Below are 18,180 nucleotides of genomic sequence, written 5' to 3' on the forward strand. Positions count from 1 at the left end.
CGGCGACTGCGGAAACGGGCGGCTCTGACGGTCAGGCGATCCTCGGCGAGGAATTCCTCGGGGTGGGCATCCTCGGCGAGGGCGTCAGTCGATCATTTCGGGGCCATGCGGATGGCGCCGTCGAGGCGGATCGTCTCACCGTTGAGCATCGGGTTGGCCACGATCGACTCGACGAGTTGGGCGTACTCGGCCGGTTTGCCCAGTCGGGCCGGATGCGGCACGGACTTGCCGAGGGATTCCTGCGCCTCGGCGGGCAGTCCGGCCATCATCGGGGTCTCGAAGATGCCGGGGGCGATGGTGACGACGCGGATGAGGGAGGCGGCGAGCTCGCGGGCCATCGGCAGGGTCACCGCGGCCACGGCACCCTTGGACGCAGAGTAGGCGATCTGGCCGATCTGACCGTCGAAGGCGGCCACCGATGCGGTGTTGACGATGACGCCGCGCTCTTCGCCTTGCGCTTCCTGGCTCTGCATGGCCGCGGCGGCGAGGCGACAGACGTTGACGGTGCCGACGATGTTGATGTTCAGAACCTTCTGGAAGGCGTCGAGCGGCAGCGGCCCCTTGCGGGAGACGAGTTTTCCGGGGGTCGCGACGCCGGCGCAGTTGACGACGACGCGCAGGGTGCCGAGCCCGGTGGCGGTGTCGACGGCGGCCTGGACCTGCTCTTCGTTCGTGACGTCGGCGGTGACGAAGTGGGCGGAATCGCCGAGTTCGGCGGCGACCTGCTGCCCCACCTCGGCGTTGAGGTCGGCCATGACGACCTGGGCTCCGGCGGCCAGGAGGCGTTCAGTGGTGGCACGGCCGAGCCCGGAGGCTCCGCCGGTGACGAGGGCGACGGTGTTCTTCAGTTCCATGAGTGTCCTTTGCATCGCTGAGCGAACGATTTATCACTGCGACTCTAACGCAGGTGTGGGGACGGTCACGATGCACGGGCGGGAGAGGGCCGCCTCGGCGAGAGGTTCGCCCGTGCGGAAGCGTCGGTCGCGGCGGGGACGACGAAGCCCGCCGGTCGGGCGACCGGCGGGCCTGTCTCACTTCAGCGATGCAGCCAGACTCAGGCGGCCTGCTCTTCGGCGCCGGCTTCGCGCACGGACTTCAGGGCCTCGCCCCAGGCGACGATGTCGCCGACCATGGATGCGAACGGGGCGGCCGAGACCTCGGTCGGGGCGAAATTGCCGTCGGCGACGTCGGTGAAGATCGAGAACGAGGCCTGGTCGCGGACGACGGCGAGTTTGTAGTTCGCGAGGATGTGGCGCAGGTGCTCGGCGGCGCGCACTCCCTTGTCGGCGCCGTAGTTCACGATGCCGGCGACCTTGTGGTTGAACTCGGTGGCGACGAAATCAAGCGCGTTCTTCAGCGAGCCGGAGATCGAGTGGTTGTACTCGGGTGTGACGAAGATGAAGGCGTCGAACTCCTCGAGCTTCGCACCCCAGGCCTTCGTGTGGTCGTTGGCGTACATCTTCGCACCGGCGGGGACGACCTCGTCGAGCAGGGGCAGGTCGAAGCTGCCGAAGTCGACGACCTCGGCGCGGACATCGTCATTGGCGGCCAGCTGCTGCTCGACCCAGCTCACGATCTGCGGGTTGAGCGCCTGCGGGCGGGAGGTTCCGGGAATGATGGCAATGTTGAGCATATGCGTCCTCAAATCGTTGAGCGGTGTCCGCCGGCCGGGCGGCCGAGGCGGTCGAGTTCACGGGTGGAGCCTGCGCCTCCGGCACGCCGGATCGTCTGCAACTCCACCCCCACCAACATCGTTGAACACTCAATCATTCCCTCTTTCGGAGTGACGCCGCCCACATCGGACGATCGGTGGTCGCGACCGGGCCGGCCGCCTCGGCGCTCATCGATTCGACCGCGCTCCTGCGAAGTTCCCCGCGAAATCAGGCTCGCAGGCACCAGCTGTCGTGTAAGGTCGTGGGGCAAGTGAAAGACTGTTCGTTAAAAAGTCGGCTACGACGGAAAACTAGGCAAGGAGTCCGGTCATCGTGCGCTCAACCAACGGCCGCAACAACATTCTCCGCTCGGCCCGGGACACCTTCGCGGATAAGGGATTCGACGGCGCGTCCATCCGCGATATCGCACAGACGGCAGGTCTGAGCCTCTCCGCGCTCTACTACTACTTCCCGTCCAAGCAGGAAGCACTCTACGAGCTCGTCCACACAGCATATTCCTGGTACATCGAACATTGCCGGGCCGTCATCGCCGAAGTCGAGGACAATCCTGTCGACCAGCTGGCCGTGGCGGTGCGCTATCTCGCCCGCTATCGGATGGAGAACGTGTCGGTCTCCACCGTTCTGCTGCGTGACACCGAACGCCTCACCGGCGACAATGCCGTCCGCGTCAAGGATCTCCAGCGGGAGGCGCGCGAGATCATGGGCGATATCGTCCAGGCCGGCGCCGACACCGGACACTTCACGATCGCCAACGCCGCTCTGGCCACTCGCGCGATCCACTCGATCTGCAATTCGCTGTCGCTGTGGTACCGGCCGACGGGTGATCTGACGCCCGACATGATCGAGCGCGACTTCACCCAGTACTCGATGCGCATCCTCGGCCTCGATCCCGATGACACCGAACTCGACCGCCTGCTGGCCCTGCCGGTCAATCAGGACGGCATGCTCGACTTCATCGCCGACACCAAATAGTTCCCTCCACCACTACCTGACGGCGGCGCAGCAACCTCGCGCGAGGTTGCTGCGCCGCCGTCGGGTAGCAGTTAGGGGGTGCGGAGGGTGCGGGCCAGCTCACGACGCTCGGCCTGCTCCGCCGGATCCGGGACCGGCAGCGAGGCGATGAGACGCTTCGTGTAGTCGTTGTCCGGTGATCCGAGCACCTGCTCACCCGTGCCCTCTTCGAGCAGTTCGCCGTGGAAGAGCACGCCGATGCGGTCGGAGAGCATATCGACCACCGCGAGGTCGTGGCTGATGAACAGGGCCGCGAAGTCGAAGCGGTTCTGCAGCTCGACGAAGAGTTCGAGCACCTTCGCCTGCACCGACACGTCGAGCGCCGACGTCGGCTCATCGGCGATGAGCAGCTCCGGATCGAGCGCGAGACCACGGGCCAAGGACGCCCTCTGCCGTTGCCCGCCGGAGAGCTCGTGAGGATACCTCGCCGCATACGCCTTCGGCAGCTGCACGGAATCGAGGAGTTCGAGCACTCGCTGCGAGCGGTCGGACGGGCTCATCTCCCGACGGTGGATCGCAAACGGTTCGGCGATGCACTCCCCGATCGACAGATGCGGATTGAACGAGGCCGCAGGGTCCTGGAACACGAACCCGATCCGTCGCCGGATCTTCGTGAATTCCCGCTCCTTGAACCCGACCATCTCATGCCCGAGCACCGTGAGACTTCCGCCGCTGGCCCTGGTCAGGCCCGCGATCGCGCGCCCGATCGTGGTCTTGCCCGACCCCGACTCACCAACGAGTCCGTAGACTTCGCCGGCCTTGATGTCGAAGCTGACCTTCTTCACCGCGTGGAAATCCGACTTGCCGAAGCCGCCCGGGTAGACGATGTCGAGACCGCGGGCGGACACGATCGATTCGCGTGCGTCCCGGTCCTTCGCCGAGGCGGCCCCGGGCTGATCGTCCCCGCCCGAGGCGGCCCCGTCCCGGTCCCCCGCCGAGGCGGTGCGCGGTGAGCGGCTGCCGACCGACTCGGGATCCGTCGTCGGCGCATCCCCCGCGGTCGCACCGGCCCGAGGTGTGGCCTCGGCGGCGGCCGCCTTGCGGCTTCCGGCCACTGTCGATCCGATCCTCGGCACCGCGGCGAGCAGTTCTCGTGTGTACTGCTCCTGCGGATCGCTGAAGAGCTGCTCGACGGGAGAGACCTCGACGAGGTCGCCGCGCAGCATCACGGCCACCCGATCGGCGAGGTCGGCGACGACACCCATGTTGTGGGTGATGAGCACGATGGCCGTGCCCGTCTCATCCCGCAGCTCACGCAGCAGGTCGAGGATCTCCGCCTGAACCGTGACGTCGAGTGCAGTGGTCGGTTCGTCGGCGACGATGAGCTTCGCCCCCAGCGCCAAGGCCATGGCGATGACGATGCGCTGCTTCTGCCCGCCCGAGAACTGATGCGGGTAGTAGTCGAATCGGCTGTCCGCATCCGGGATTCCGACCTGCCGCATCGCCTTGACGACGCGCGCCTTGAGGTCGGCCTTGCTCGCCTTCCTATCGTGTGCGCGCAGGCCCTCGGCGATCTGCCACCCGACCGTGTAGACGGGGTTGAGCGCGGTCGACGGCTCCTGGAAGACCATTGCCACATCGCGTCCGCGCATGGCCCGCAGCTCGTCGGTCGAGACGCTGAGCACGTTCGCGCCCGAGATGACGATGGCGCCTGAGCGCTGCGCCGTCTCCGGCAGCAGGCCGAGGATGGACCGGGCGGTCACGGTCTTGCCGGACCCCGATTCGCCCACGATCGCAAGCACCTCACCGGGTGAGACGCTCAACGACACGTCCTTGACGGCGTGGACGTCCCCGCCGTCGGTGGAGAAGGTGACGTCGAGGCCGTCGACGTCGAGGATGCTGCCGGTGGTCGAGGCTGTCTGCTCGTGTGTTTTCCTGCTCATGCCGTGACCTCCGCGGACTTGACGTTCTTGACCTTGGCTTTGCGTCGCACACGCAGACGCGGGTCGTTGAGGTCGTTCATCGACTCACCGACCAAGGTGATCCCGAGCACCGTGAGCACGATCGCCAGACCCGGGAACACCGCCGTCCACCACACGCCGGATGTGACGTCCGGCAGTGCCTTGTTGAGGTCGTATCCCCATTCCGACGCCGAGGTGGGTTCGATTCCGAAGCCCAGGAACCCGAGGCCGGCGAGAGTCAGAATCGCCTCGGATGCGTTGAGTGTGAAGATCAGCGGCAGGGTGCGGGTGGCGTTGCGGAAGATGTGCTTGGAGATGATGCGAGTCTTCGAGGCACCGAGCACGATCGCCGATTCGACGAACGGTTCGGCCTTCAGCCGCAGGGTCTCCGCCCTCACCACACGGAAGTACTGCGGGATGAAGACGACCGTGATCGAGAACGCGGCCGCCGCGATCCCGCCCCAGGCACTCGACTGTCCGCCGGAGATCGCGATCGACATGACCAGTGCCAGCAGCAGGGTCGGGAAGGCGTAGACGGCATCGGCGATGACGACGAGGATGCGGTCGAGCCAGCCGCCGATGTAACCGGAGATGAGTCCGAGGATGACACCGGCGAACAGGGACATGACCACGGCCACGACGATGACGGCCACTGCGGTCTGCGCGCCCCAGACGACACGGGAGAACACATCGTAGCCGCCGACCGTGGTGCCCCAGATATGGGTGCCGCCGGGAGGCAGCTTCGACCCGAAGTTGCCTTCGGACGTGCCCAGCTGGTTGAAGCCGTACGGGGCGATGAGCGGAGCGAAGATCGCGCAGATGATGACGATTCCGCTGAGGATGAGCCCGGTGATGAGCATTCCGCGCTGCAGCCCCACGGACTGGCGCAGATGGGAGACGATCGGCAGTCGGGAGAACCAGGATCTCTTGGCCCGGTCATCGAACGCCAGAGCGGGGACACCTGCGCCGGGGGCCGCCTCGGCGAAGGTCTCTGCCGTCTCATCCGGGCCTTGGCTGCGTGGATTCTGTGGAGTGGACATCAGTACCTCACTCTCGGATCGATGAATGCGGCGATGACGTCGACGAGGAAGTTCGTGACCGCGACGATGACGGCGAGGAACACGACGATTCCCTGGACCGCCACGAAGTCGCGGGCGGTGAGGTATTCGGCGAGTTTGAAGCCGAGTCCCTTCCATTCGAACGTCGTCTCGGTGAGCACGGCGCCGGCGAGCATGAGCGCGATCTGCATGCCCATGACGGTGATGATCGGGATCAGTGCCGGACGGTAGGCATGCTTGGTGACCAGGCGGTATTCGGAGATTCCGCGGGATCGGCCGGAGTCGATGTACTGCTGTTCGAGCGTGCCGATGAGGTTCGTGCGCACGAGTCGGAGGAAGACTCCGGCGGTGAGCACGCCGAGGGCGATCGCCGGCAGCACCGCATGGGCGAGCACATCGGACAGGACGGAGAGATTGCCGATGCGCAATGCGTCGATGAGGTAGAAGTGCGTCGGGCCGACGACGCCGGACATGATGTATTCGGTCTCCGTGGTGCCGCGGCCGGCCACCGGCAGGACGGGCAGGAAGACGCCGAAGATGAGCTTGAGGACCATGCCGGCGAAGAACACCGGGGTCGCATAGCCGAGGATCGCGAGCACACGCAGTGCGGCGTCGGGGGCCTTGTCCCGGTGGTAGGCGGCGAGCATGCCCAGCGGGATGCCGAGGATGAACGCGACGATGAGCGCGTAGAAGACGAGCTCGACGGTGGCCGCACCGTAGTTGACCAGAATGGACGAGACGGGCTGACCGTCGGAGACCGCGGTGCCGAAGTCGCCCTTGAGCAGATTGCCCATGTACTCGAAGTACTGGACGAGGAGCGGCCGGTCGTAGCCGGCGGCGTGGACGCGCTCGGCCAGCTGGGCCTTCGTCAGGCGTCCGCCCAGCGCTGCGGTGATCGGGTCACCGGTGATGCGCATGAGGAAGAACACCAGAGTGGTGAGGATGAAGATGGTGGGAATGATGAGCAGGAAGCGGATGAGGACGTAGCGTCCCAGTCCGCCTCCAGTGGGCTTCTTGACCGCGACCGAGGTCTCGGCGGCCTCCGCCCCTGGTTCGCTGATGGCAGCAGACATGTGTTCCTTATGTGTGTTTCGGTGCGCTCGCGGCAGGAGACACCTCGGCGATGGTCTGCAGGTGCACGGACCTCACCGCGAACGCACCACGAGGTGCAGGCGGCCCGATCGGCTCACCTGCACCTCGTGTGGGTGATCACTTGCTCAGCAGTGCCAGTCGGAACTGGAACGCGGGGTCGAGGGTGTCGTCGACACCCTTGACGTCCTTGCCGGACACGGCGATCTGGTTGCCCTGGAGCAGCGGCAGGGTCGGCAGCTCATCGGCGAGCTGACCCTGGATCTTCTTCAGAGCTTCCTCGCGCTTGCCCTCATCAGCGATGGAGGACTGAGCGTTGAGCTCCTTGTTCATCGTCTCGTCCCGGTAGTGGTTGCCGAGGAACGACGGGGTCTCGTCCGTGTCGTAGAAGAACGGCACGAGGTAGTTGTCAGCATCCGAGTAGTCCGGGAACCAACCCAGCTGGTACATCGGGTACACGTCATCGGTGCGGTCCTTGTTGTACTGCACCCATTCGGTCGACTGGAGGTCGACCTTGAATAGACCGGTCTTGTCCAGCTGGTCTTTCACCAGGGCGTACTCGTCGCCCGAGGACGGACCGTAGTGGTCCGGGTTGTACTGCAGCTTCAGCTCGACCGGGGTCTCGACACCGGCGTCCTTGAGCGCCTTCTTCGCCTTCGCGACATCGGCACCGCCCTTGCCGTCGCCGTATTCGGACTTCAGCGGCTCGTCGGCACCGGGCAGCCCCTCGGGCACGTGCGAGAACAGCGGGGTGAAGGTGTCCTTGTACACCTGGCTGGCGATCGCCTGGCGGTCGACGGAGTCGGCCATGGCCTGACGAACGGCGAGCGCCTTCTTCTCATCGGCTTCGTCGGTCTTCGCACCGAAGGGCATCGTGTCCATGTTGAACACGATGTAGCGGATCTCGCCGCCGGGACCCTTGTGGACCTTGAGGTCGTCGTTCTCGCCGAGGTCGTCGATGTCCGTGGCCGACAGCGAACGCCATGCCACGTCGATGGTGCCCTCTTGGACGTCGAGCTTCATGTTGTTCGCGTCCGAGTAGTACTTCATCTGCACGGTCTCGGTCTTCGCGGGCTCGATGAAGCCCTTGTAGTCCGGGTTGGACTTGTAGGTGAGCAGTTCGTTGAACTTGAAGCCGTCGATCGTGTACGGACCGGCGAAGGCCTTGCCGTCGACGATCTCCTGATCCTTCGTGACCTTGTCCGCCGAGAACACGTCTTCATCGACGATCGGTCCGGCAGCGCTGGCGAGCACTCCCGGCCAGGTCTGGTCATTCTTGCGCTTGAGGTTGAAGATCACGGTCTTCTCGTCAGGCGTCTCCACCGACTTCAGTCCGCCCAGCAGCGAGGACGGTCCGTTGGGGTCCTGGATCTTCAGCTGCCGATCGAAGGAGAACTTCACATCCGAGGAGGTCAGTTCGTTGCCGTTAGCGTACTTGAGCCCGTCCTTGAGCTTGACCTCGTACTTCGTCGGTTCGGTGAAGTCGGCCGATTCCGCGATCGAGGGGTTGAGCTCGGCGGTGCCCGGCTTGTACGCGAGGATGAAGGGGTAGACCTGCTGCTCGACGAGGGAGCTTCCATTGTCGTATGCGGCAGCCGGATCCAACGCCACAACCTTGTCCGTGGTTCCGACCGTGAGCATGCCGCCCTCGTCGTCTCCGCCCTCGCCTCCGGTCGTCGAGGTCGAGCAGGCGGAGAGGAGCAGAGCGCCCGCCGCAGCGATGGCCACGGCCTTAGCGCCAGTTCGTCGTTTCATGGTGTTCCTGTCGTTTCAAAAGTGCTCTTCGTGTCGTCTTTGCTCGAAGAGATCCGCACCACATCTTACGATCTCCGTCCCAAATAGTGAACTGACCCACAGAAGGTGACCCACTTCGCAATCACATCGCAATCATTCGCCGAGGCGACCCTGCCCGATACAGCGAAACCTCCCTTGCCGCAGCGCGGGGAACAGCGGGGTGACCCGCAGGACCGCGCATGGGGCGCCTGCGGGATTTCGATTTGCGCGACAGGTCACAATCGGTTTCACTTATGAGGTGCATCACAGAGAACGCTCGGAGAACTCTCGTGAATCCGGCCGCTCGATCGCTGGCCGGCGCTCTGGCACAGACGCTAGATAAGCAACACCGTGTCGGCGATCCCGGCACGGAAGAACGAATGGAGAAGCGTGTCCGCTTTCATCGACTGGCTCAACGGGGTTGTGTGGTCTTCCGCCCTCGTCTACCTGTGCCTCGGCGCCGGTGTCTATTTCACGATCCGCTCACGCGCGGTTCAGATTCGTCAGGTCCCTGCGATCTTCAAGCAGATGTTCACGGGAAAGAGCTCCAATGAGGGAGTCTCGTCCTTCCAGGCCCTGGCGATTTCGCTGGCCGGCCGCGTCGGCGTCGGCAATATCGCCGGTGTCGCCACCGCCATCGGCTTCGGTGGTCCCGGTGCTGTCGTGTGGATGTGGATCTCGGCGCTGCTCGGTGCCTCAACGTCCTACGTCGAATCCACGCTGGGCCAGATCTTCAAGGAACAGGATCCCCGCACCGGTGAGTACCGCGGCGGTCCGGCCTTCTACCTCGAGAAGGCCTACCGCCACAGCAAGGCCCGCGGCCTGTTCAAGGTCTACGGCATGGTCTTCGCGGCCGTAACCGTGATCGCCATGTCCTTCATGCTGCCGGGCATCCAGTCCAACGCGATCTCCGGCGCCGTCGAGAACGCCTGGAGCGTTCCGACCTGGGGCACCGCGATCGCGCTCGTCATCATCATGGGCTTCATCGTCGTCGGCGGCATCAAGCGCATCGCACACTTCGCCTCGCTGGCCGTTCCGTTCATGGCCGTCATCTACATCATCGCTGCCATCGCCGTGACCATCATCAACGCCGACCAGTTCATCCCGGTCTTCCAGCTGATGTTCAATTCGGCCTTCGGCATCGATGCCGGACCGGAAGCTGCCTTCGGCGGCATCATCGGCATGGCCGTGCAGTGGGGCGTCCAGCGCGGAATCTACTCGAACGAGGCCGGACAGGGCACCGGACCGCACGCGGCCTCGGCCGCCGAGGTCTCGCACCCGTCGAAGCAGGGCCTCGTGCAGGCCGGTTCGGTCTACATCGACACCCTCTTCGTGTGCTCGGCCACGGCATTCATGATCCTCTCGACCGGCATGTACAAGGTCTTCGACGCCGACGGGACCACGATCATCGGCACCGGCCGCGGCCAGATGGTCGAAGAGGTCGCCGCGACCCCGGGCGAGAAGTGGCCGCAGGCGGGACTCGACTCGATGATCCACGGCTTCGGTGCCGGGTTCATCGCGATCTCGATCTTCCTCTTCGCGCTGACCACGATCGTCGCCTACTACTACATGGCGGAGACGAATCTCGTGTACCTGCTCGGCAAGGCCAAGAACACCATGGTGCTCGCGGTCGGCAAGCGCGTGCTGCAGCTGGTCATCCTGGTCGCAGTCGCCGTGGGTGCGATGTCGACGGCCGGCAGCGCCTGGGCGCTCGGTGACATCGGCGTGGGACTCATGGCCTGGCTGAATATCATCGGCATCCTCATCCTGCAGCAGCCGGCGTTCAAGCTCCTGCGCGACTTCGAGCGCCAGACCAAGCTCGGTCTGGACCCGGTGTTCGAACCCGAGAAGATCGGCGTGCGCAATGCCGACTTCTGGGATCAGCGGGTCGCCCTGCTCAAGGCGGGCAAAGCCGTGCCGCAGGGCTGATGCCCCGTCGCTGACAATGCGAGGTCCGGGACAATGGCGTCCCGGACCTCGCGTCATTCACCCGGGCCCACCGAGCCTCAGGCAGAAACACAGGTCGCACGCAGGCTCTGTCGCGTGCAGCCCTGTCGCGCGCAGGCCCTGCCACGCGCAGACTCAGCGGTGGACCAGCCGCGGGCAGGCATACAGAAACGGCCGCCGCCCCTATCGGGCGACGGCCGCTGTCAGCTCGCTGAGTCCGCGACTCAACTCACTTCTTCAGGCTGGTGCCTGCCGAGCCGAGGTTCTGGCAGGCTTCGACGATGCGCTCGGCCATGCCCTTCTCTGCGGCCTTGCCGTAGGAGCGCGGGTCGTAGAGCTTCTTATCGCCGACCTCGTCATCGATCTTGAGCACACCGTCGTAGTTGCGGAACATGTGCTCGACGACCGGGCGCGTGAAGGCGTACTGGGTGTCGGTGTCGATGTTCATCTTCACGACTCCGTGGCGGACCGCCTCGGCGATCTCTTCCGCACTCGAACCCGAGCCGCCGTGGAAGACGAGGTCGAAGGGAGCGTCCTTGCCGACCTCGGCGCCGACCGCGGACTGGATCTCACCGAGGAGGTCGGGGCGCAGCTTGACGTTGCCGGGCTTGTACACGCCGTGGACGTTTCCGAAGGTCAGAGCCGTGAGGTAGCGGCCCTTCTCACCGGTGCCGAGCGCACGTGCTGTGGCCAGTCCGTCCTCGGCGGTGGTGTAGAGCTTGTCGTTGATCTCGTTCTCGACGCCGTCCTCTTCGCCGCCGACGACGCCGACCTCGATCTCGAGGATCGAGTGCGCAGCCGCCGAGAGCTCAAGCAGCTCCTCGGCGAGGACGAGGTTCTCTTCCAACGGAACAGCCGAGCCGTCCCACATATGCGACTGGAAGTAGGGCTGACCGCCGTTCTTCACACGTTCGGTCGACGCGGCGAGAAGGGGCTTGACCCACTCCTCGACCTCTTTCCTCGGGGCGTGGTCGGTGTGCAGGGCGATGTTGACGTCGTAGCTCTTGGCCACCTCGGCGGCGAAGACGGAGAAGGCGATCGCACCGCGCACGCGGTCCTTGATCGTCGGGCCGGACATGTATTCGGCGCCGCCGGTGGAGATCTGCACGATGCCGTCGGATCCGGCCTCGGCGAATCCGCGGATGGCCGCGTTGATCGTCTGCGAGGAGGTGCAGTTGATCGCAGGATATGCGAAGCTCTGAGTCTTCGCGCGGTCGATCATCTCGGCATACACTTCGGGACTGGCGATGGGCATACATGCTCCTTGGTCGGGGTCGGCCGTTTCTGCTCCCACCAGCCTACTCGTTCCGTCCCGCGCGTGGCAGGACGTCCCCGAAGCGACATCCCCTCACCGAGGCGGCCGGACGCTTCCCCGGCTCGTGACCGAGCCACATCGAGCAGTGAAGCGCCACCTCGGCGCGGAGAGGCGGTGCCCTTTCACGCAGCGAGGCGGCCCCGCCGGAACGGGGCCGCCTCGCTGTAAGCTGATCCGCACCTCGGCGCGGGACCGCCTCGACGAGGGGACGGTCAGGACTCGGAGTCCGATGTCCCTCTGTCCCGGGCCGGCACGTCGCGTCCGCCGCGCTTCTCGGTGCGACCGGCCGACTTCGCTCGCTGCTTGCCGAGCAGACTCTGACTTCGCGTCAGCCGGTAGTCGATGCGTTCGTCGACCTTTTCGCCGAGGTACTCGTCGAAGTCATCGGCGAGGTGCTCACCGACCTGACGGAACCGCGCGGCCCGTTCGATCGCCGCATTGCGTTTGGCCTCCATGCCGAAGGCCTTGAGCGTGGACACGCAGATGAGCAGGAGCACGATCGAGAATGGCAGCGCCGTCATCAGGGAACCCGCCTGCAGCGCGGTCAGTCCGCCGGCGACGAGCAGTGCGATCGCAATCGCGCCCTCCATCAGAGCCCACAGCACACGCGACCAGATCGGCGGGTTCGGGTGTCCGCCCGAGGCGAGCATGTCGACGACGAGCGAACCCGAGTCCGAGGAGGTGATGAAGAAGATCGCCACGAGGATGATCGCGATGACCGAGAGGATCGACCCCAGCGGCAGGTTCCCGAGGACGTCGAAGAGGACTCGTTCGGCCACGACCCCCTCGTCCGGGTCGACGAGGTCGCCGGAGCCGAAGATCTGCCTGTGGATGCCCGTTCCACCGAGAACCGAGAACCAGAAGAAGCCCACGATCGAGGGGACGAGGAGGACACCGGCGATGAATTCTCGGACGGTGCGACCGCGGGAGATGCGGGCGATGAAGACGCCGACGAAGGGCGCCCAGGAGATCCACCAGCCCCAGTAGAACAGCGTCCACGTCGAGTTCCACTCGGCGCCTTCCTCTCCCGAGTAGGCCCCGATGTCGAAGGTCATGTTGAGCACGTTCGCCAACCAGACGCCGAGCGATTCGACGAAGTTCTGGAACAGGAAGAGCGTCGGTCCGAGCACGAGAACCGTGACCAGCAGAACGCCGGCCATCGTGAGGTTGATGTTCGACAGCCATTTGATGCCTGCGCCCACACCAGAGACCACCGAGGCGGTGGCGAGGAAGGTGATGATGACGATGAGGATGATGAGGAAGGTGTTGTCGTAGTCGCCGACGACTCCGATGTGCTTGAGCCCGGCGGAGATCTGCTGGACGCCGAGGCCCAGCGAGGTGGCGATGCCGAAGACGGTGCCGAAGATCGCAATGATGTCGATGACGTCACCGGCCCAGCCCTTGACCTTGTTACCGAGCAGCGGTTCGAGCGCCCAGCGGATCGACAGGGGACGGCCGCGGCGATGGATGGCATAGGCCAGAGCCATGCCGAGCACGGCGTAGAGCGCCCACGGGTGCAGACCCCAGTGGACGAAGGTCTGCGCCATGCCCATCTGCGCATTCTCGACCTCACCGCCCGGCCAGCCGGGCTTCGGCCCGGTGGTGGCGTAGGTCAGCGGTTCGGCCACACCGTAGAAGACGAGGCCGATGCCCATACCGGCGGCGAAGAGCATCGCGAACCAGGACATCACACCGAATTCGGGTTTGTCGTCGTCCTTGCCGAGCTTGATCTTGCCGAACTTCGAGAAGCCGACGGCGATGGCGAAGGCGACGAAGAGTCCGACGACAAGCATGTAGTACCAGCCGAGCTGGGTGACGATCCAGTTCTGGATGCTTGAGATGACCTTGCCCGTGCCGTCAGGAAGTGCCACGGAGAACACGACGATGGCGACGATGATGATCAGTGCCGGCCAGAAGACGCGCGGCGCGATCATCCCCTTGCCGATGCGCACCCCTTGACGCTGCAGCTTCTTCGTGATGGCGTCGTCGGAGTCGCCCTCCCCGATATGCAGCTTCTCGGGCAGGTGCAGCTCCACCGGGTCGGGTTCACCGAAGAGCAGCTGCTCTTCGGGGCCCGGACCGAGCCCGGTCCCCGATTCCCCACTGGTGTCGGGATCGCTCATGATTCCTCCTGATCGGTTGTCGTTCACTGAGCACACTCTGCCGTATTCCCCAGGTCGCTTCAAGAAAACTTCCAGCATCGCACCCGGCACTTCCTGCAAACTCCCTGGTCGCGACCGTGATCGACCTCTTGCGAAAATCGGGCTCCGGGCTCGGGCATTCAGTACAGTGGCCTCATGGCCTCGACGAAGAATCCGCCCGCTGAGGGCAATCGCCTGCGCATCTTCAATTGGGCGCTGTGGGACTGGGGTTCGGCGTCCTTCAACGCCGTGATCATCACCTTCGTCTTCGCCCCGTACCTGACGAAGTCCGTGGCCGCCACCGAGGAAGCCGGCTCCTCGGCATTGGGCTGGTCGATGGCCGCGGCCGGGTTCGTCATCGCCGTCGTCGCTCCGGCCGCCGGCACCCGAGCCGACGCCGGAGGTCGGCATCGGCTGTGGTTGGGCGTGCACACCGGAATCGTCGTGCTCACGATGTTCGGGCTCTTCTTCGTCCGCGACTCCCCCGACTACCTGTGGCTGGGTCTGCTGCTTCTCGCTGTGGGCAGCGTGTTCTTCGAATTCGCCGAGGTGTCCTACAACGGCATCATGGTCCGCATCACCAATCCCGACAACGTCGGCAAGGTCTCCGGGTTCGGATGGGGCATGGGCTATGTCGGCGGGCTGGTCCTCCTCGTCCTCCTCCTCGTCCTCGTCATCCAACCCGAGGTCGGCTTCCTCGGCGCCAGCGACGAGGAGGGGCTGAGGTTCCGCATCGTCGCTGTGCTCTCTGCGGTGTGGTTCGCGATCTTCGCGATCCCCGCCCTGTTCTCTGCACCGGGAGCGAAGGTCAAGGGCACCTCGGGCGGACATCCGATCCGGGCGTTCCTGTCCGACTACGCAAGCCTCGTGCGACGTCTGATCCGGATGTGGTCGACCGAGCATCAGACGCTGCGGTTCTTCATCGCCTCGGCGGTCTTCCGCGACGGCCTGGCCGCGATCTTCTCCTTCGCAGGGGTGCTCGCCGCCGGCAGCTACGGCTTCTCCGCCTCGGAGATCATCGTCCTCGGAGTGGCCGCGAATGTCGCCGCGGGCGCCGGCGCGATGATCGCCGGCTGGTTCGATGATCGGCTCGGACCGAAGCCTGTCATCATCGCCGGGCTCATCGTCATCATCGCAGGCGGGCTGCCGATCCTCTTCAGCGCCGAGGCGGCCGTGTTCTGGGTCTGTGCCCTGATACTCAGCTTCTGCGTCGGTCCGGTCCAGGCGTCGAGCCGGTCGTTCCTGGCACGCATCACCCCGCCGGAGTCGGCAGGAGAGAACTTCGGACTCTACGCCACGACCGGACGGGCCGTGAGCTTCTTGGGCCCGGCGATGTTCGCCCTGGCCATCACGATCTTCGGCTTCCAGCGGGCCGGAACCTTGGGCATCCTCCTCGTCCTCGCCGTCGGGTTGGTCCTCATCATCCCGGTCAGACCGGATGCTCCGAGGCACTCGATGCAGGCGCGCCAAGAAGGCTGACTCGAGGCACGGCGACCGCAGCAGTGCGGCCGCTGTACCGCTGGCACGCCTACGGCAGGCGAACGGCTGGCCACCATAGGACCTGCGCGTTACTCCGCGGGAGAAGAATGTTGATTTCAGCGGGGAAAACCGACATTCGCCTCCCGCAGAATCGTCCTATGCGAGTTCGGTCGGACCGAGGCTCAGCCGCGAGCCAGCAGCCCGTCGATCTGGTTGATCGCCCCGGTCGAGCCTTCGATGACGCCCATCTCCAGCACAGTGCGCAGTCCCTCGACCGAGTCGAAGACCGATTCATAAGTCGCACGCGTTCCTGTCTCGGTCGCTTCGAAGGTATAGACGCACCGACTTCCGGGCATCGACTCGACGACCGTGAAGTCCTCATCGGCGAAGTAGTCGCGGAATTCCAGGCGCTGCGGACGCTCGGCGGAGATCATCTCCCACAGTCCGCGGAACTTCTCTCCTTCGGGGCTCGTCATGAAATAGGTGACTCTGCCGCCGGGTTCGAGCGAATGGTCGACGACCGTCGCGGGGTACGTCGGAGGGCCCCAGATCTGCTCGAGCTGGCGGGGGTCGGCGTAGACCTCCCACACCCTTTCGGGCGGCGCCGCGAATTCGGCGACGATCGTCAGCGTCAGTGTCTCTTCGTTTTGTATTGTGTCGATGACCGGCATGGCTGCTCCTCGAGCATTGTGATGGGTGGTTTCACGACCCGGCCCGTTCGTCCTCGGCCAGAAGGTCGTCGATTCTCTGCACTCGTTCGACCCACTGGTCTTCGAGTTCGACGAGCATGCTCCTCACGGCACGGAGCGGACCCGCCTCTGCGTGAGCGATCTGCCGCTTGCCGACTCGTCTCTTCGTCACCAGTCCTGCGCGTTCGAGGACGGCGACGTGCTTCTGCACCGCGGCGAAGCTCATGTCGTAGTCGGCTGCCAGATCGGACACCGAAAGCCCCTCCCCTGCTACCCTGCGCACGATATCGCGCCGGGTGCGGTCGGCCAATGCCTGAAAGAGCGCATCCGCCTCGTCATCGAGAAGACCTTTCATGCGATCTATCATACAACCGACTGGTTGTATGTAAACAGAAGGGCACGAACTTTCTGAGCCCGGCCATTGACATCCGCGATTGAACACGCGTTTAATATTAAACATGTGTTCAACGAATCCTGATTCCCGCCCTCGCCGCTCTCCCAATGCTTCCCCGGAGACAGCCGAGAGAATCCTCTCGGCGGCCGTCGCCGAGTTCGCCGAGCACGGGTTCACGAAGACGACGATCCGCGGCATCGCCGCTGCAGCCGAGGTCTCCCCAGGCCTGGTCATCCACCATTTCGGGTCCAAGGAGGGGCTGCGCACCGCGTGCGATGAGCACGTGTTCGAACGAATCGCTGACTCGAAAGCGAAGAACGCCGAATACGCCACCATGGCCGTGCAGATGATGTTCGACGATCCGGAGATGACCACCGCAGTGGACTACCTCGTCAAGTCCCTGCTCGACCCCAGCGCGCACGGTCAGCGCTACTTCGACCACTACGTCGACCTCGTCGAGTCCTACATCACCGACGGTTTCGCCGGTTACACCTTCCGGCAGAGTGAGGACACGCGCGGGCAGGCGGCGACCATCGCGGTCATGGCCTTGGCGCCTGCAATACTCGATCAGCGCCTGCAGACCAACCTCGGCACCGAGAACACCACCGGCACCATGACCCGACTGGCACCGCATCTGCTCGATCTCTACCTGCACGGCGTCCTCGAAACCGTCCCGGCGGACGCCGACATCAGCACGTCTCCCAACACTCAGCACTCCGAGCGGACTCGCCCGGAAGCATCCGCTCGATCCGATCTGCGAGAAGAGGAATCATGAGCACACTGACCAGCACCCGCCGCGCCCACGACCAGAGCGCACCCGCCTCGGCGGCGATCTCGATGCGAGACGTCGTGAAATCCTACGGCCGCGTCCGCGCGCTCGACGGCCTCGACCTCGAGGTCGCCCGCGGCGAAGTCCACGGCTTCCTCGGCCCCAACGGCGCCGGCAAGTCCACGACGATTCGGATCCTGCTCGGCATCCTGCGGCACAATGCAGGAACGGTGCGCCTCCTCGGCGAGGATCCCTGGGCGAAAGCGGTGCCGCTGCACCGCCGTCTGGCCTATGTTCCCGGCGATGTGGAACTGTGGCCGGGGCTGACCGGCGGTGAGGCGATCGACCTGTTCGCCCGGCTGCGCGGAGGGGTCGACAAGCGCCGCCGCGATGAGCTCATCGAAGCCTTCGACCTCGATCCGCGCAAGAAGGGCCGGACCTATTCGAAAGGCAACCGGCAGAAGGTCGCGCTCATCTCCGCTCTCGCCTCGGACGTCGAACTGCTCCTCCTCGATGAGCCGACAGCCGGGCTCGATCCGCTCATGGAGGCGGTGTTCCAGGACTGCATCCGAGCAGCGAAGGACGCCGGGCGCACTGTACTGCTCTCGAGCCATATCCTCGCCCAGGTGGAGGCGCTGGCCGACCGGGTGTCGATCATCCGCTCCGGGCGCATCGTCGAGACGGGGACCCTGTCCGAGCTTCGGCACCTGTCGCGGACGACGATCACCGTCGGACTCGAACACGATGTGCCCGCTCTGTCCGAGATGGCAGGTGTCCACGACCTCGTGCGCGAGAGGTCGCGGCTGCATTTCAGCGCCGATACCGCTCAGCTGCCCCGTATCATGCGGACACTCGGCGAGCATGATGTCGAATCGCTCACCGCCACCCCGCCGACCCTCGAACAGCTGCTTCTGCGCCACTACGGCAAGGAGGAATGAGTC

The 18,180-nt window shown here is 65.0% G+C and carries 15 protein-coding genes; 5 read left to right on the forward strand and 10 right to left on the reverse strand.

The genetic code is table 11. The features are described 5' to 3' along the window. Positions 1–92 precede the first annotated feature (92 nt). Positions 93–854 (reverse strand): 3-hydroxyacyl-CoA dehydrogenase, encoded by a 762-nt coding sequence (locus FHG09_RS07680; RefSeq protein WP_152347052.1) that lies wholly within the window; start codon positions 852–854, stop codon positions 93–95. A 200-nt stretch (positions 855–1,054) separates the two neighbouring features. Then, positions 1,055–1,633: an NADPH-dependent FMN reductase gene (locus tag FHG09_RS07685; RefSeq protein ID WP_152347053.1), complete on the reverse strand. Its 579-nt coding sequence runs from the start codon at positions 1,631–1,633 to the stop codon at positions 1,055–1,057. 352 nt (positions 1,634–1,985) lie between these two features. Here FHG09_RS07685 and FHG09_RS07690 point away from each other — a divergent pair, with 352 nt between their 5' ends. Beyond that, entirely contained in the window at positions 1,986–2,645 is a 660-nt protein-coding gene (locus FHG09_RS07690) for a TetR/AcrR family transcriptional regulator (RefSeq protein ID WP_152347054.1), read from the forward strand. Positions 2,646–2,716: 71 nt separating this feature from the next. On the opposite strand, the gene FHG09_RS07695 is transcribed toward FHG09_RS07690, so the two are convergent. From FHG09_RS07695 to FHG09_RS07710, 4 genes are all read right to left on the reverse strand, one after another. Then, complete coding sequence (locus FHG09_RS07695) at positions 2,717–4,567, reverse strand: dipeptide ABC transporter ATP-binding protein (RefSeq protein ID WP_152347055.1); 1,851 nt, start codon at positions 4,565–4,567, stop codon at positions 2,717–2,719. Then, entirely contained in the window at positions 4,564–5,625 is a 1,062-nt protein-coding gene (locus FHG09_RS07700) for an ABC transporter permease (protein ID WP_227492623.1), read from the reverse strand. Before FHG09_RS07700 ends, FHG09_RS07695 begins: the two co-directional genes overlap by 4 nt. Then, the gene (locus tag FHG09_RS07705) at positions 5,625–6,716 is read right to left on the reverse strand and encodes an ABC transporter permease (RefSeq protein WP_152347056.1); all 1,092 of its coding nucleotides are present in this window, start codon (positions 6,714–6,716) and stop codon (positions 5,625–5,627) included. The genes FHG09_RS07700 and FHG09_RS07705 overlap by 1 nt, the downstream gene beginning before the upstream one ends. 136 nt (positions 6,717–6,852) lie before the next feature. After that, complete coding sequence (locus tag FHG09_RS07710) at positions 6,853–8,487, reverse strand: ABC transporter substrate-binding protein (protein ID WP_152347057.1); 1,635 nt, start codon at positions 8,485–8,487, stop codon at positions 6,853–6,855. A gap of 408 nt (positions 8,488–8,895) precedes the next feature. Here FHG09_RS07710 and FHG09_RS07715 point away from each other — a divergent pair, with 408 nt between their 5' ends. Next, positions 8,896–10,434, forward strand: a complete 1,539-nt coding sequence (locus tag FHG09_RS07715) for an alanine/glycine:cation symporter family protein (RefSeq protein ID WP_152347058.1) — start codon at positions 8,896–8,898, stop codon at positions 10,432–10,434. Between the two features lie 247 nt (positions 10,435–10,681). Here FHG09_RS07715 and fbaA read toward each other — a convergent pair whose 3' ends face one another. Then, entirely contained in the window at positions 10,682–11,707 is a 1,026-nt protein-coding gene (fbaA, locus tag FHG09_RS07720) for a class II fructose-bisphosphate aldolase (protein ID WP_152347059.1), read from the reverse strand. Positions 11,708–11,979: 272 nt separating this feature from the next. Next, positions 11,980–13,890: a BCCT family transporter gene (locus FHG09_RS07725; RefSeq protein ID WP_152347060.1), complete on the reverse strand. Its 1,911-nt coding sequence runs from the start codon at positions 13,888–13,890 to the stop codon at positions 11,980–11,982. A gap of 174 nt (positions 13,891–14,064) precedes the next feature. Here FHG09_RS07725 and FHG09_RS07730 point away from each other — a divergent pair, with 174 nt between their 5' ends. Further along, positions 14,065–15,387 carry an MFS transporter gene (locus tag FHG09_RS07730; protein ID WP_152347061.1) on the forward strand — a complete coding sequence of 441 codons (1,323 nt, stop codon included), beginning with the start codon at positions 14,065–14,067 and terminating at the stop codon, positions 15,385–15,387. Positions 15,388–15,569: 182 nt separating this feature from the next. Here the strand turns inward: FHG09_RS07730 and FHG09_RS07735 are convergent, their stop codons facing one another. Continuing rightward, positions 15,570–16,058 (reverse strand): SRPBCC family protein, encoded by a 489-nt coding sequence (locus tag FHG09_RS07735; RefSeq protein WP_152347062.1) that lies wholly within the window; start codon positions 16,056–16,058, stop codon positions 15,570–15,572. 31 nt (positions 16,059–16,089) lie between these two features. Further along, entirely contained in the window at positions 16,090–16,431 is a 342-nt protein-coding gene (locus FHG09_RS07740; RefSeq protein ID WP_152347063.1) for an ArsR/SmtB family transcription factor, read from the reverse strand. Between the two features lie 103 nt (positions 16,432–16,534). Between FHG09_RS07740 and FHG09_RS07745 the strand changes: the two genes are divergently transcribed. Both FHG09_RS07745 and FHG09_RS07750 read left to right on the forward strand, forming a co-directional pair. Beyond that, positions 16,535–17,245 carry a TetR/AcrR family transcriptional regulator gene (locus tag FHG09_RS07745; protein ID WP_152347064.1) on the forward strand — a complete coding sequence of 237 codons (711 nt, stop codon included), beginning with the start codon at positions 16,535–16,537 and terminating at the stop codon, positions 17,243–17,245. Then, positions 17,242–18,177: an ABC transporter ATP-binding protein gene (locus tag FHG09_RS07750; RefSeq protein ID WP_152347065.1), complete on the forward strand. Its 936-nt coding sequence runs from the start codon at positions 17,242–17,244 to the stop codon at positions 18,175–18,177. Before FHG09_RS07745 ends, FHG09_RS07750 begins: the two co-directional genes overlap by 4 nt. Positions 18,178–18,180: the final 3 nt, after the last annotated feature.

This window comes from Brevibacterium sp. CFH 10365 (assembly GCF_009299785.1).
In the GTDB taxonomy this organism is placed as follows: Bacteria; Actinomycetota; Actinomycetes; order Actinomycetales; family Brevibacteriaceae; genus Brevibacterium; species Brevibacterium limosum.